8 protein-coding genes, 4 tRNA genes, 3 rRNA genes and 1 riboswitch are annotated in these 14,501 nt (G+C 55.0%); of the genes, 3 read left to right on the forward strand and 12 right to left on the reverse strand.

All coding sequences use genetic code 11. The features are described from left to right. The first annotated feature begins 272 nt into the window (after positions 1 to 272). A complete protein-coding gene (locus L085_RS03760; protein WP_044030088.1) occupies positions 273 to 1,796 on the forward strand; it encodes a YifB family Mg chelatase-like AAA ATPase in 1,524 nt (507 codons plus the stop codon). Between the two features lie 27 nt (positions 1,797 to 1,823). Here the strand turns inward: L085_RS03760 and L085_RS03765 are convergent, their stop codons facing one another. After that, entirely contained in the window at positions 1,824 to 2,162 is a 339-nt protein-coding gene (locus tag L085_RS03765; RefSeq protein ID WP_004929946.1) for a DUF413 domain-containing protein, read from the reverse strand. Between the two features lie 119 nt (positions 2,163 to 2,281). Between L085_RS03765 and hdfR the strand changes: the two genes are divergently transcribed. Continuing rightward, positions 2,282 to 3,109, forward strand: coding sequence for an HTH-type transcriptional regulator HdfR (gene hdfR, locus L085_RS03770; protein WP_004929945.1), 828 nt, complete (start codon positions 2,282 to 2,284; stop codon positions 3,107 to 3,109). Between the two features lie 270 nt (positions 3,110 to 3,379). Here the strand turns inward: hdfR and L085_RS03775 are convergent. The 9 genes from L085_RS03775 to btuB form a co-directional block, all read right to left on the reverse strand. Then, a tRNA-Trp gene (locus L085_RS03775) sits at positions 3,380 to 3,455 on the reverse strand. 51 nt (positions 3,456 to 3,506) lie between these two features. Continuing rightward, positions 3,507 to 3,583, reverse strand: a tRNA-Asp gene (locus L085_RS03780). Between the two features lie 94 nt (positions 3,584 to 3,677). Further along, positions 3,678 to 3,793: ribosomal RNA gene (gene rrf / locus L085_RS03785) — 5S ribosomal RNA — on the reverse strand. A 99-nt stretch (positions 3,794 to 3,892) separates the two neighbouring features. Continuing rightward, positions 3,893 to 6,800 (reverse strand): 23S ribosomal RNA (locus tag L085_RS03790). Positions 6,801 to 7,007: 207 nt separating this feature from the next. Continuing rightward, a tRNA-Ala gene (locus tag L085_RS03795) sits at positions 7,008 to 7,083 on the reverse strand. Between the two features lie 39 nt (positions 7,084 to 7,122). Beyond that, positions 7,123 to 7,199 (reverse strand) — tRNA-Ile (locus tag L085_RS03800). Between the two features lie 74 nt (positions 7,200 to 7,273). Then, a 16S ribosomal RNA gene (locus L085_RS03805) occupies positions 7,274 to 8,815 on the reverse strand. The 16S, 23S and 5S rRNA genes sit together here with 4 tRNA genes alongside, the layout of an rRNA operon. A 369-nt stretch (positions 8,816 to 9,184) precedes the next feature. After that, entirely contained in the window at positions 9,185 to 10,048 is an 864-nt protein-coding gene (gene murI / locus L085_RS03810) for a glutamate racemase (RefSeq protein WP_025921004.1), read from the reverse strand. Further along, positions 9,993 to 11,885: a TonB-dependent vitamin B12 receptor BtuB gene (gene btuB, locus L085_RS03815; RefSeq protein ID WP_044030090.1), complete on the reverse strand. Its 1,893-nt coding sequence runs from the start codon at positions 11,883 to 11,885 to the stop codon at positions 9,993 to 9,995. The genes murI and btuB overlap by 56 nt, the downstream gene beginning before the upstream one ends. Positions 11,886 to 11,953: 68 nt before the next feature. Further along, positions 11,954 to 12,167, reverse strand: a riboswitch (cobalamin riboswitch). A 122-nt stretch (positions 12,168 to 12,289) separates the two neighbouring features. Between btuB and trmA the strand changes: the two genes are divergently transcribed. After that, positions 12,290 to 13,393 (forward strand): tRNA (uridine(54)-C5)-methyltransferase TrmA, encoded by a 1,104-nt coding sequence (gene trmA / locus L085_RS03820; protein WP_044030092.1) that lies wholly within the window; start codon positions 12,290 to 12,292, stop codon positions 13,391 to 13,393. 34 nt (positions 13,394 to 13,427) lie between these two features. Here trmA and L085_RS03825 read toward each other — a convergent pair whose 3' ends face one another. Together L085_RS03825 and fabR are read right to left on the reverse strand one after the other, a co-directional pair. Beyond that, on the reverse strand, positions 13,428 to 13,799 hold the full coding sequence (locus tag L085_RS03825; protein WP_004931042.1) for a YijD family membrane protein: 372 nt from the start codon (positions 13,797 to 13,799) through the stop codon (positions 13,428 to 13,430). 15 nt (positions 13,800 to 13,814) lie between these two features. Beyond that, the gene (gene fabR / locus L085_RS03830; RefSeq protein WP_004931044.1) at positions 13,815 to 14,447 is read right to left on the reverse strand and encodes an HTH-type transcriptional repressor FabR; all 633 of its coding nucleotides are present in this window, start codon (positions 14,445 to 14,447) and stop codon (positions 13,815 to 13,817) included. Positions 14,448 to 14,501 lie beyond the last annotated feature (54 nt).

Below are 14,501 nucleotides of genomic sequence, written 5' to 3' on the forward strand. Positions count from 1 at the left end.
CGGGGCTTGTTAAAGAAGTGATTTTTCTTTTAATCAATTGTTAAATACACCCTTTAACCCTATGATTGCAATGTGTATGGGCCGCTAATGTGTTGCAGCCTTCAGCGAATTGTTAATGGGTATTGCCGCAGGATGCGAGGCGGCTCGCACAATCTCATTTACTTCGATGAAAATGAGCAATTACGCTGCGAAACCCCTAGAAAAACCACCAATAACGCCGCGCAATGCCAGGATGAATCACGCATCATGTCGTCCTCAGCAAGGAGAGCGATATGTCACTGGCGTTAATCTATAGCCGCGCCATCATCGGCGTTCAGGCCCCTTCCGTGACGGTGGAGGTGCATATCAGCAATGGCCTGCCCGGCCTGACGCTGGTCGGCCTGCCGGAAACCACGGTAAAAGAGGCGCGCGATCGGGTGCGCAGCGCCCTGATCAACAACGGTTTCACCTTTCCCGCCCGGCGCATCACCGTCAATTTGGCCCCCGCCGATCTGCCGAAAGAAGGCGGGCGTTACGATCTGCCGATAGCGCTGGCGATCCTCGCCGCATCCGAGCAGTTACCCCTCGCACCGTTGGCACGCTACGAGTTTCTTGGCGAGCTCGCGCTGTCCGGCTCACTGCGCGCGGTCAGGGGAGCGATCCCGGCGGCGCTGGCGGCGGCTGATGCCGGGCGGCAACTGATCCTCTCGACGGACAACGCCGCCGAAGTCGGCCTGATCGCGCAGTCGCACTCCCATACTGCCCAACACCTGCTGGAAGTCTGCGCTTTTCTGCTCGGCCAAGGCGAACTGCCGGTGGCGGCCGCGCCCCCCGATGCAGACAACGCGTGCGAAAACGCCGACCTGCGCGACATCATCGGCCAGGAACAGGCCAAGCGGGCATTAGAGATCGCCGCCGCCGGCGGGCATAACCTACTGTTGATTGGGCCACCGGGCACCGGTAAAACCATGCTGGCCAGCCGTCTCACGGGCTTACTGCCGCCGCTGACGGAGACTGAGGCGCTGGAAAGCCTGGCGGTCGCCAGCTTGCAGCATCATATTCCCGCCGCTCTACCATGGCGTCAGAGGCCGTTCCGCGCACCGCACCACAGCGCCTCGATGGCGGCATTGGTCGGCGGCGGCTCACTGCCGCGACCGGGCGAGATCTCGATGGCGCATAACGGCGTGCTGTTTCTGGATGAACTGCCGGAATTCGAGCGTAAGGTACTGGATGCGCTGCGTGAGCCGTTGGAATCCGGCGAGATCGTGATTTCACGTGCCAACGCCAAGGTCTGTTTCCCCGCCAGGGTGCAACTGATCGCGGCAATGAACCCCAGCCCGACAGGGCATTATCAGGGATTGCACAATCGCGCCTCACCGCAGCAGGTGTTGCGCTATCTGGCCCGGCTGTCAGGGCCTTTTCTCGACCGTTTCGATCTGTCTATCGAAGTACCGCTGTTGCCGCCGGGTACGCTCAGTCATCGGAAAACCCAGGGAGAAAGCAGCGAACAAGTACGGAAAAGGGTGCAGCAGGCACGCGCCCGGCAGCTCGAACGCGCCGGTAAAGTCAACGCGCTGTTGAGCAACCGCGAAGTGGAACGAGATTGCGTTTTGCAGGCGGCTGACGCCGAGTTTTTGGAAGCAACATTAAACACGCTGGGGTTATCGGTTCGCGCCTGGCAGCGCATCTTGAAAGTGGCGCGCACGCTGGCGGATTTGGCGGGAGATGCTGAACTCGACAGGCACCACCTCAGCGAAGCGCTGGGCTATCGCAGTATGGACCGCCTGCTGTTACAACTGCATCGCAGTCTGGAATGAAAATGGGGCCCGCAGGCCCCATCGTCTTTAGTCTTCGCTGTCGCTGTAATCTTCTACTGCGTCAGCCTGCGGTTTACCGCCGGACAGAGTATGGAATTTCTTCGGGCGACGTGTGCGCGCCAGATATTTAGCCCATACTTTTTCCTGCTCGGTAGCCGCTTCGCGCTCACCGCGGCACACTGCGACGAACAGCTGTTCTTCTTCAGTGGCCGGCTGGCGTTTACCCGAGTCCAACTCGTTAAACGCGTAGCCGAAGCGCTCTAGCAATTGCGCCTCTTTAATGGTGAAATCGCCGTGACGGGAGAACCCGCGAGGGTAATGTTTATTATCAAAAAAACGATTGGTCGTGGTGAAGCTATCCGCCATCTGACACGCTCCTAATTCTCTTATGGCCGTGCTGTTTATGGCGCGGAGTATTAGATAGGCTTGACAGCGTGTAAAACAAAACATTTAAATCTTAACGACAAATTTTTTTGGAGATAGGTGTGGATACCGAATTACTGAAAACCTTTTTGGAGGTCAGTAGAACGCGTCACTTTGGCAGAGCCGCAGAATCTTTGTACTTAACGCAGTCCGCGGTCAGTTTCCGCATCCGTCAGTTAGAAAACCAGTTGGGCGCAAATTTATTTACCCGTCATCGCAATAACATCCGCCTGACGCCTGCCGGCGAGCGGCTTCTGCCCTATGCCGAGAGCCTGATGAACACCTGGCAGTTGGCGAAGAAGGAAGTCGTGCGTTCGCTGCAACACACCGAGTTATCGATCGGCGCTACCGCTTCGTTGTGGGAGGCCTATCTGACTCCCTGGTTGCAAGCACTCTATCAACAACGCGAGGCGCTGCAGCTAGAAGCCAGGGTGGCATTAAGGCACTCTTTGGTAAAACAACTGCATGAAAGGCAGCTCGATTTACTGATCACCACTGAACCGCCGAAGATGGATGAATTGGCCAGCCAGCAGCTGAGCAATTTCTCATTACGCCTGTTCTCATCCGCTTATCGTGACAAACAGGCCCCAATGCCCTACATCAAGCTGGAATGGGGAGCCGACTTCCACCAACAGGAAAACCGCATGTTGGAAGGTGATAACGTACCGGTGCTTACCACCACCTCCGCTCACCTGACGCGTCAGCTGTTGGAAACCACGGGCGGATGCGCTTTCCTACCCAGCCATTGGGAAAAAGAGTACCCACAGCTGGTGGCCGCCAGCGAGATCCCGCCGATTATCCGCCCACTGTATGCCGTCTGGTTGCAAAACAGCGATCAACAGCCTTTGATTCGACAATTACTTAAAATACCTTTAAATACCGCAGCCTAAAGCGCTATGGCGGCCTTAAAAGCCGCCACCGTGGTCTTGGCTGTCTATCATGCCAAAAGCCGCCCATCGCCTTCTGAGAGAAGAAAATGCAAAATGTCGGGAGAATCAGGAGCTCTGCGGAGGTAAAGATCGAAAGGTTATGGAGCAATTCGGATCAGATAAACATCAGCATAGAACAGCCGATGCGCTCTTTTCCAAAACGATAAACGCGCTAAGGAAAGGGATAATAGGTAAAAAAAAACCCTTTGCTTTCGCAAAGGGTTCTTAATATGGCAGGGGCGGAGAGACTCGAACTCGCGACACCCGGTTTTGGAGACCGGTGCTCTACCAACTGAGCTACGCCCCTAAATCTCGCTTAACATTATGCCTGCTAATAAAGCAGGCATAATTAAATAAGTGGCGGAACGGACGGGGCTCGAACCCGCGACCCCCTGCGTGACAGGCAGGTATTCTAACCAACTGAACTACCGCTCCACCGATTCTTTTACGTTGTATCTTTCGATACCGGCAATATCGCGCTCTGCGACTTGCGCATTACCAGTCGTCACACTGATAACGTTTATTTGATGCCTGGCAGTGTCCTACTCTCGCATGGGGAGACCCCACACTACCATCGGCGCTACGGCGTTTCACTTCTGAGTTCGGCATGGGGTCAGGTGGGACCACCGCGCTATTGCCGCCAGGCAAATTCTGTTTCATTCCAACCGCTTCACTCTCGTGTCGCCATCAGAACCAATCTCGGAACTTCGCTGAAAATCTCTCTAAAAACACCTTCGGTGTTGTAAGGTTAAGCCTCACGGATCATTAGTACTGGTTAGCTCAATGCATCGCTGCACTTACACACCCAGCCTATCAACGTCTTAGTCTTAAACGTTCCTTCAGGGRCCTTAAAGGYCCAGGGAAGACTCATCTTGAGGCAAGTTTCGCGCTTAGATGCTTTCAGCGCTTATCTTTTCCGCACTTAGCTACCGGGCAATGCCATTGGCATGACAACCCGAACACCAGTGGTGCGTTCACTCCGGTCCTCTCGTACTAGGAGCAACCCCTCTCAATCTTCCAACGCCCACGGCAGATAGGGACCGAACTGTCTCACGACGTTCTAAACCCAGCTCGCGTACCACTTTAAATGGCGAACAGCCATACCCTTGGGACCTACTTCAGCCCCAGGATGTGATGAGCCGACATCGAGGTGCCAAACACCGCCGTCGATATGAACTCTTGGGCGGTATCAGCCTGTTATCCCCGGAGTACCTTTTATCCGTTGAGCGATGGCCCTTCCATTCAGAACCACCGGATCACTAAGACCTACTTTCGTACCTGCTCGAGCCGTCACTCTCGCAGTCAAGCTAGCTTATGCCTTTGCACTAACCTCACGATGTCCGACCGTGATTAGCTAACCTTCGTGCTCCTCCGTTACTCTTTGGGAGGAGACCGCCCCAGTCAAACTACCCACCAGACACTGTCCTCACCCCGGATCACGGGGCCGAGTTAGAACATCAAACATTAAAGGGTGGTATTTCAAGGATGGCTCCACGCAGACTGGCGTCCACGCTTCAAAGCCTCCCACCTATCCTACACATCAAGGCTCAATGTTCAGTGTCAAGCTATAGTAAAGGTTCACGGGGTCTTTCCGTCTTGCCGCGGGTACACTGCATCTTCACAGCGAGTTCAATTTCACTGAGTCTCGGGTGGAGACAGCCTGGCCATCATTACGCCATTCGTGCAGGTCGGAACTTACCCGACAAGGAATTTCGCTACCTTAGGACCGTTATAGTTACGGCCGCCGTTTACTGGGGCTTCGATCAAGAGCTTCGCCTTGCGGCTGACCCCATCAATTAACCTTCCAGCACCGGGCAGGCGTCACACCGTATACGTCCACTTTCGTGTTTGCACAGTGCTGTGTTTTTATTAAACAGTTGCAGCCAGCTGGTATCTTCGACTGGCTTCAGCTCCATCCGCAAGGGACTTCACCTACATGCCAGCGTGCCTTCTCCCGAAGTTACGGCACCATTTTGCCTAGTTCCTTCACCCGAGTTCTCTCAAGCGCCTTGGTATTCTCTACCTGACCACCTGTGTCGGTTTGGGGTACGATTTAATGTTACCTGGAGCTTAGAGGATTTTCCTGGAAGCAGGGCATCAACTACTTCTGCACCGTAGTGCATCGTCATCACGCCTCAGGGTTAGTATGCAACCGGATTTACCAGGTCACACCCCCTACACGCTTAAACCGGGACAACCGTCGCCCGGCCAGCCTAGCCTTCTCCGTCCCCCCTTCGCAGTAACACCAAGTACAGGAATATTAACCTGTTTCCCATCGACTACGCTTTTCAGCCTCGCCTTAGGGGTCGACTCACCCTGCCCCGATTAACGTTGGACAGGAACCCTTGGTCTTCCGGCGAGCGGGCTTTTCACCCGCTTTATCGTTACTTATGTCAGCATTCGCACTTCTGATACCTCCAGCAACCCTCACAGGCCACCTTCAACGGCTTACAGAACGCTCCCCTACCCAACAACGCTAAGCGTCGCTGCCGCAGCTTCGGTGCATGGTTTAGCCCCGTTACATCTTCCGCGCAGGCCGACTCGACCAGTGAGCTATTACGCTTTCTTTAAATGATGGCTGCTTCTAAGCCAACATCCTGGCTGTCTATGCCTTCCCACATCGTTTCCCACTTAACCATGACTTTGGGACCTTAGCTGGCGGTCTGGGTTGTTTCCCTCTTCACGACGGACGTTAGCACCCGCCGTGTGTCTCCCGTGATAACATTCTTCGGTATTCGGAGTTTGCATCGGTTTGGTAAGCCGGGATGGCCCCCTAGCCGAAACAGTGCTCTACCCCCGAAGATGAGTTCACGAGGCGCTACCTAAATAGCTTTCGGGGAGAACCAGCTATCTCCCGGTTTGATTGGCCTTTCACCCCCAGCCACAAGTCATCCGCTAATTTTTCAACATTAGTCGGTTCGGTCCTCCAGTTAGTGTTACCCAACCTTCAACCTGCCCATGGCTAGATCACCGGGTTTCGGGTCTATACCTTGCAACTAATCGCCCAGTTAAGACTCGGTTTCCCTACGGCTCCCCTATACGGTTAACCTTGCTACAAAATATAAGTCGCTGACCCATTATACAAAAGGTACGCAGTCACACCACGAAGGTGCTCCCACTGCTTGTACGTACACGGTTTCAGGTTCTATTTCACTCCCCTCGCCGGGGTTCTTTTCGCCTTTCCCTCACGGTACTGGTTCACTATCGGTCAGTCAGGAGTATTTAGCCTTGGAGGATGGTCCCCCCATATTCAGACAGGATGTCACGTGTCCCGCCCTACTCATCGAACTCACGACCTGTGCATTTTAGTGTACGGGGCTATCACCCTTTGCTGCGCGACTTTCCAGACGCTTCCACTAACACACAAGCCGATTCAGGTTCTGGGCTCMTCCCCGTTCGCTCGCCGCTACTYGGGGGAATCTCGGTTGATTTCTTTTCCTCGGGGTACTTAGATGTTTCAGTTCCCCCGGTTCGCCTCATGCCACTATGTATTCATGACATGATAGTGTGTCGAAACACACTGGGTTTCCCCATTCGGGTATCGCCGGTTATAACGGTTCATATCACCTTACCGACGCTTTTCGCAGATTAGCACGCCCTTCATCGCCTCTGACTGCCTAGGCATCCACCGTGTACGCTTAGTCACTTAACCTCACAACCCGAAGATGTTTCCATCGTTCGYGCTGCAAACATTTGAGAGACTCTATGACAGGTTACTCTTTATCCCRRWRCTTCTACGGAGGGATAAATTTCAGCCGTCATGTTTCAATTTTCAGCTTGTTCCAGATTGTTAAAGAGCAAAATACTTCGCAGCATACTGTCGCCAATATACTCTGAAGTATTGAAATACCGGACTATATGGTGGAGCTAAGCGGGATCGAACCGCTGACCTCCTGCGTGCAAGGCAGGCGCTCTCCCAGCTGAGCTATAGCCCCATACAGTCACGCGCAGTACCTTTTCCACTTCATGAGAAGTGGTAGGCCTGAGTGGACTTGAACCACCGACCTCACCCTTATCAGGGGTGCGCTCTAACCACCTGAGCTACAAGCCTATAAAGGTATTTCTGCTCGTTACTTTCTATCAGACAATCTGTGTGAGCACGCCACGCGAACTAATATCTTTAGGTAAGGAGGTGATCCAACCGCAGGTTCCCCTACGGTTACCTTGTTACGACTTCACCCCAGTCATGAATCACAAAGTGGTAAGCGCCCTCCCGAAGGTTAAGCTACCTACTTCTTTTGCAACCCACTCCCATGGTGTGACGGGCGGTGTGTACAAGGCCCGGGAACGTATTCACCGTAGCATTCTGATCTACGATTACTAGCGATTCCGACTTCATGGAGTCGAGTTGCAGACTCCAATCCGGACTACGACGTACTTTATGAGGTCCGCTTGCTCTCGCGAGGTCGCTTCTCTTTGTATACGCCATTGTAGCACGTGTGTAGCCCTACTCGTAAGGGCCATGATGACTTGACGTCATCCCCACCTTCCTCCAGTTTATCACTGGCAGTCTCCTTTGAGTTCCCGGCCGAACCGCTGGCAACAAAGGATAAGGGTTGCGCTCGTTGCGGGACTTAACCCAACATTTCACAACACGAGCTGACGACAGCCATGCAGCACCTGTCTCAGAGTTCCCGAAGGCACCAATCCATCTCTGGAAAGTTCTCTGGATGTCAAGAGTAGGTAAGGTTCTTCGCGTTGCATCGAATTAAACCACATGCTCCACCGCTTGTGCGGGCCCCCGTCAATTCATTTGAGTTTTAACCTTGCGGCCGTACTCCCCAGGCGGTCGATTTAACGCGTTAGCTCCGGAAGCCACGCCTCAAGGGCACAACCTCCAAATCGACATCGTTTACAGCGTGGACTACCAGGGTATCTAATCCTGTTTGCTCCCCACGCTTTCGCACCTGAGCGTCAGTCTTCGTCCAGGGGGCCGCCTTCGCCACCGGTATTCCTCCAGATCTCTACGCATTTCACCGCTACACCTGGAATTCTACCCCCCTCTACGAGACTCTAGCTTGCCAGTTTCAAATGCAGTTCCCAGGTTGAGCCCGGGGATTTCACATCTGACTTAACAAACCGCCTGCGTGCGCTTTACGCCCAGTAATTCCGATTAACGCTTGCACCCTCCGTATTACCGCGGCTGCTGGCACGGAGTTAGCCGGTGCTTCTTCTGCGAGTAACGTCAATTGATGAACGTATTAAGCTCACCACCTTCCTCCTCGCTGAAAGTGCTTTACAACCCGAAGGCCTTCTTCACACACGCGGCATGGCTGCATCAGGCTTGCGCCCATTGTGCAATATTCCCCACTGCTGCCTCCCGTAGGAGTCTGGACCGTGTCTCAGTTCCAGTGTGGCTGGTCATCCTCTCAGACCAGCTAGGGATCGTCGCCTAGGTGAGCCATTACCCCACCTACTAGCTAATCCCATCTGGGCACATCTGATGGCAAGAGGCCCGAAGGTCCCCCTCTTTGGTCTTGCGACGTTATGCGGTATTAGCTACCGTTTCCAGTAGTTATCCCCCTCCATCAGGCAGTTTCCCAGACATTACTCACCCGTCCGCCGCTCGTCACCCAGGGAGCAAGCTCCCCTGTGCTACCGCTCGACTTGCATGTGTTAAGCCTGCCGCCAGCGTTCAATCTGAGCCATGATCAAACTCTTCAATTAAAAGCTTGATTTGCTTCCACTCGAGAAGCGATGCTCAAAGATTTACTGCATGAATTTTACTTCAGTTAGTCACTCTTCAAGACTTGATATTTTTTTGCATCCGAAGATGCTGGATATCGTCTTGTGGAGTGCCCACACAGATTGTCTGATAAATTGTTAAAGAGCAGTGCCGAGAAACTCATCGGCGCGGGCTGCGTATACTACGCTTTTCGCCCGGAGAGTCAAGCGTTTATTCGTWTMWYYTCGTATAATGTATGCTATACGAAGTTATGCCCGGTCAGTGGAGGCGCATTATAGGGAGTTCTCGGCGAGCCGCAACCCCTATTTTCAATATTTTTTCCGACCGTTGAATGTTTAACCAAAACACCGTTAAAGCGGCAGTTTTTTCAACGATTTAAAGCCATAGCCCTGCAAAACGGGCAATAAAGCGTCAGTATCTTCATTTAACGCCATGCAATACGCCAGATTCTCTTCCTGGCTCGAGACCAGGTTTTCCTGCGTAGAGATGAGCCAGGCGGTGCGACGGGCAATCGCCGCGCCGGAATCCACCAATCGGGTGCCTTCCGGCAACACCTGCATCAGCTCTTCAGCTAAAAGAGGGAAATGGGTGCAGCCCAGAACGACCGTATCCGGCGGCTCGCGCATGCTCAGCCATGGATGCAGGATCTTCTTCAGCACCGGTAGCGGCACGGCTTCGCCATGCAGCTTGGCTTCCGCCAGCTCCACCAGTTCTGAAGAGCCCAGCAGTTCAATCTTGCAGTCGGTGGCGAAACGGGAAATCAGTTCGTGGGTGTAGCTGCGCTGTACGGTGCCGCGGGTCGCCAACAGGCCGACAATGCCGTTAACGGTAAGACGGGCCGCCGGTTTGATGGCGGGCACCACGCCCACGACAGGGAAACTGAAACGCTCGCGCAGGGCCGGCAAGGAGACCGTGCTGGCGGTGTTGCAGGCGATGACGACAATCGCCAGAGGATGACGCTGCTGCACCGCGCCGACAATCTCCAGCACGCGCTCAACGATAAACTCTTCGGACTTCTCGCCGTAGGGGAACGCCACGTTGTCGAACGCGTATATATAGTGGAGATCCGGCAGCAACTGCCGAATCTCCTGATACACCGACAGCCCGCCGACGCCGGAATCGAAAACCAGCACCGTCGGGCGAGGTGTGGCGGTGCTGTTAGAAGGTATAGCTTCCAGTGAGGTAGTATTCTCTTCCTGGAGTAGCGTAGCCATAGGCCGTCTCATAATCTTTATCAAACAGGTTGGCAATTCTACCACGAACTGTCAGATGAGATGTGACCGGATACGAAACTGCGAGATCCCACAGACTCACGCCGCCAAGTTTAACCGTACGCGTAGTGTAGCCGCTGTAATCACCGTCGTAGCGCTCTCCCAGATACTGGTAGGTTACCGCCCAATCAAAGTCATACAGCTGCCAGTCCAGCTCATATCTCACCTGCTGTTTGGCGCGGCGCAACAGCACTTCGTTAGTTTTTGCGTTGCGCGGGTCGACATAATCGTAACCAATCTGATGCGTCAGCGGGCCGGTATCAAAAGACGCCGTCGCTTCAACACCTTTAATCCTGGCCTGATTAACATTGTAATAGGCTGAACCTGAACCGCTTGATGCATAGCTGATCAGATTATCTATATCATTGCGATAACCGGTAACGCGCCAGGTGACCGGGCCGGTCAGCCCCTCAAAGCCCCCTTCCCACTGTTTGCTTTCTTCCGGTTTCAAATCCGGGTTGCCGCCAAAGCTGCCGTACTGCTGCCCCAAATTTGGCGCTTTAAACGCAGTACCATAAGACGCGATGGCACGATAGCCCTCAACAAATTCCCAGGCCACGCTGGTTTGCCAAGTGCCATGCCAACCAAACTGCGAGTTATCGTCACCGCGCACCGCACCTTCCAAAGTAAAGGCATCCACTTGTTGCTGCGCCGTCAGATAAAGCCCGGTATTACGTTGGCTCTTGCTATCAGTGATGTAAGCCGTACCCGGCTCGATTTTCTGATTCTGCCAATCGACACCCGTACTGATATGGCCTTGAGCAACCTGGAACGTATTGCCCCACTGCACATTGTATTGCGTGGAGTCATCCAGGGTTGCAGACGCAGAATAAGGGCCGTATTTGGGATCGTAGTTATAGTCTTTGGTATGGCTATAGCTCGCGATCAACTGCGTAGCATAGATGCCGTCCTGATAACGCAGACCGCTATCCCAGCTTTGGCTATAGAGTTGGCGAGTGTCAGGCAACGCATCTAAGTGCGCCGGATCCGAATAACTGTAATTACCGTCATAGGCAGTGCGATTGTCATAACCATAACCGCGAACAAAGCCGCTGAACGCCTCATTGAACTTGTGCTCAATGCCGCCATACAGAGATTTGCTCATAAAGCCGTCGCGGTCAGGCTGTGCAGGATTGCCGAAGCTGTCCGGCAAGTTCGCGACAACATTATACCCTTTGGTATAGGTGTAGTTCCCCGCCACCGTCGCCACGGTGCTGTCGCCCAGTTGCTGTTGAGTCGACGCGTCATAGGATTGATAGCCGTTGGAGCCGACGCCGGCAGCCAGCGTGGTGCCGTTCTTTTCACGCGTGGTAATAATGTTGACCACGCCGCCGATGGCGTCGGAACCGTATACCGCCGAGCGCGGGCCGCGGATGTATTCGACTTTCTGCACCAACGAAATCGGGATTTGGCTGAGATCGGAAGAGCCGCTGACGCCCGCCTGATTAAGGCGAATACCGTCAATTAACACCAGCACATGGCTGGAATTGGTGCCGCGAATAAACAACGAACTTTGCTGCCCCAGGCCGCCATTCTGCGCAATGTCCACGCCTGGCAAACGGCGCATCACGTCGGTCAGGCTCTTGGCCTGCCAGCGATCGATATCGTTACGGGTGACGACGGAGGTCGGCGCCAACACGGAAGAAACCGGCTGCGGGAAGCGGTTGGCGGTCACCACCAGGTTATCGCCATTCGTGGCTGTAGTGTTGTCTTGCGCCCATCCAGAAAAAGCCGTGACGGAAGAGACCACCGCCAGCAGCGTATTTTTTGTAATTGTCATGAGAAAAGCATCCAAACTTAATTGGCGGATGCCGCAGGATCATGGCCGGTAGTTCGCGACGGCCACGGACATTGCGACGTAACACCGGCAGGTCTTCGGGCTTGGGATTTGCAGGCCGCAGGGCGCGACCGGCAACGGGCGATGACTTCCCATCCTGCAGTGGACAGTGTCTGCGTCGAAACGCTATCGCCGTGACTTCCCCTTACCGCTGCGCGTCAGCTCCGGATTCACACCGGATTCCCTTTTCACTCGCTGCTTGAGGCCGGACGGCAATGCTACGATCAATGTAAATAGATGTCTAGACTGCTACTAATGTTACAAATAATAAACGCGACAAAACTGGACTTCACGGGCTGATTCCCTACAATCCCCGCTGATCAAATTTGCCTGACGAGAAGAAACACATGACGCCCGAGAATTTGCCTATTGAACGTTACGATGACCAACTGGCGGAGAAAGTCGCCCGCCTGAAGACGTTGATGTCACCGTTCGCGGCGCCCGAGCCGGAAGTGTTCCGCTCGCCAGTCGACCACTACCGCATGCGCGCCGAGTTCCGCATCTGGCACGACGCGGACGACATGTATCACATCATGTTCGATCAGCAGACCAAGCAGCGTATTCGCGTCGATCAATTCCCGGCCGCCAGCGAACTGATCAACCGCCTGATGAGCGCCCTGATCGCCGCGCTGAAACCGGAGCCGATCCTGCGTCACAAGCTGTTCCAGATCGATTATCTGTCGACGCAAAGCGGTAAAATCATCGCCTCGCTGCTGTACCACCGCAAGCTGGATGACGCTTGGCAGCAGCGCGCCGAGCAACTGCGCGACGAGCTGCGGGCGCAGGGTTTTGACCTGCAGCTGATCGGCCGAGCGTCGAAGACCAAGATCATGCTCGACCAGGATTATGTTGACGAAGTGCTGCCGGTCGCCGGCCGCGATATGATCTACCGCCAGGTGGAAAACAGCTTTACTCAACCCAACGCGGCCATGAACGTGCAGATGCTGGAATGGGCGCTGGCGGTCACCGCCGGTTCCAAAGGCGATTTACTGGAGCTGTACTGCGGCAACGGCAACTTCTCGCTGGCGTTGGCGCGCAATTTCGAGCGCGTGCTGGCGACCGAGATCGCCAAGCCGTCGGTGGCGGCGGCGCAGTACAACATCGCCGCCAACCATATCGACAACGTGCAGATCATCCGCATGGCGGCGGAAGACTTCACCCAGGCGATGAACGGAGTACGCGAATTCAACCGGTTGAAAGGCATCGATCTGAGCGGCTACAACTGCGAGACGATTTTCGTCGATCCGCCGCGCAGCGGGCTGGACGCGGAAACGGTGAAGATGGTGCAGGCTTACCCGCGCATTCTGTATATTTCATGCAATCCGGAAACGCTGTGCGCCAACCTGGAAACGCTGCAGGCCACGCACCGGGTCAGCCGCCTGGCGCTGTTCGACCAGTTCCCGTATACCCATCACATGGAATGCGGCGTGTTGCTGGAAAAACACCGCTGATACGACAGGGGCGCCATGATGGCGCCCCGTTTCATTACGGCTCTTGAGTCGGCGCATCCAGCGCCTTGCGCGCCTTTAGCTTGACCCCGATCCACAGCACCAGCGCCACACAGATCACCGACGGCAGGAAGTTGGAGCCGATCTGCGGGTATTCGGCGCGCACGATGGCGCTGTACATCAACAGCCCCAGCAGGAAGCAGGCCGCCGCCAGCTTCGGCATGCCGTCCGGCATGGCGCGGTTCAGGTAACGCTGATGCAGACAGTACACCGCCAGCACCAACGCAATCAGCGGGAAGATCGAAAACGGCACCACCGAGCTGAACAGCGCGGCAAAGGAACCGTTGATCGAAAGGCCGGCAATCAACGCCAGCAGTAAGGTGCCATTTTCACGGCCTGGTTTTTCCATCATTTTTTACCTTTTTTATACGTGGGACACAGAAGCTTTTTCTTGTTCGCGACGATACCAGTAATACGCCCCTTTGGAGATCATCCGCAGCTGCAGCACCAGCCGTTCTTCCAGCTGCTGCCGCTGCTCGACGTCGATATCCAGCGCTTCCGCGCCGGCGCTGAACACGATGGTGACCATCGCTTCCGCCTGCGCTTCGGTAAAGCTGCGCGGCATGTGATTTTCCAACTCGAGGTAGTCCGCCAGTTCGGCGATGAAATGCTGGATCTCGCGCGCCACCGCCGCACGGAATGCCGCCGACGTGCCGGAGCGCTCGCGCAGCAGCAGGCGGAAGGCGTTCGGGTTGTTGCCGATAAATTCCATAAAGGTGGACACCGAGGTGCGGATCACGCTGCCGCCCTTGGCGATGCGTTGGCGCGCCTGGCGCATCAACTGACGCAGCATCAGGCCGCTTTCGTCCACCATGGTCAGCCCCAGCTCGTCCACATCGCGGAAATGGCGATAAAACGACGTGGGCGCGATGCCCGCCTCGCGTGAAACTTCCCGCAGGCTCAGGCTGGCGAAGCTGCGTTCGGCGCTCAGCTGGCTGAATGCGGCTTCGATCAGGGAACGACGAGTCCGTTCTTTTTGTTGTGCTCTGACGCCCATATGCATATCCGGATAGGTTCCATTCTCTCAGTCTAACGCCCTAGACTCGGCAAT

The sequence above is a fragment of the Serratia sp. FS14 genome (assembly GCF_000695995.1).
Classification (GTDB): Bacteria; Pseudomonadota; Gammaproteobacteria; order Enterobacterales; family Enterobacteriaceae; genus Serratia; species Serratia nematodiphila.

Bases quoted from the DNA above. Each gene is read 5' to 3' on its own strand.
- L085_RS03760 (WP_044030088.1), top strand. From the start codon at position 273: ATGTCACTGGCGTTAATCTATAGCCGCGCCATCATCGGCGTTCAGGCC.
- L085_RS03765 (WP_004929946.1), bottom strand. From the start codon at position 2,162: ATGGCGGATAGCTTCACCACGACCAATCGTTTTTTTGATAATAAACAT.
- murI (WP_025921004.1), bottom strand. From the start codon at position 10,048: ATGGCTACGCTACTCCAGGAAGAGAATACTACCTCACTGGAAGCTATA.
- btuB (WP_044030090.1), bottom strand. From the start codon at position 11,885: ATGACAATTACAAAAAATACGCTGCTGGCGGTGGTCTCTTCCGTCACG.
- trmA (WP_044030092.1), top strand. From the start codon at position 12,290: ATGACGCCCGAGAATTTGCCTATTGAACGTTACGATGACCAACTGGCG.
- L085_RS03825 (WP_004931042.1), bottom strand. From the start codon at position 13,799: ATGGAAAAACCAGGCCGTGAAAATGGCACCTTACTGCTGGCGTTGATT.
- fabR (WP_004931044.1), bottom strand. From the start codon at position 14,447: ATGGGCGTCAGAGCACAACAAAAAGAACGGACTCGTCGTTCCCTGATC.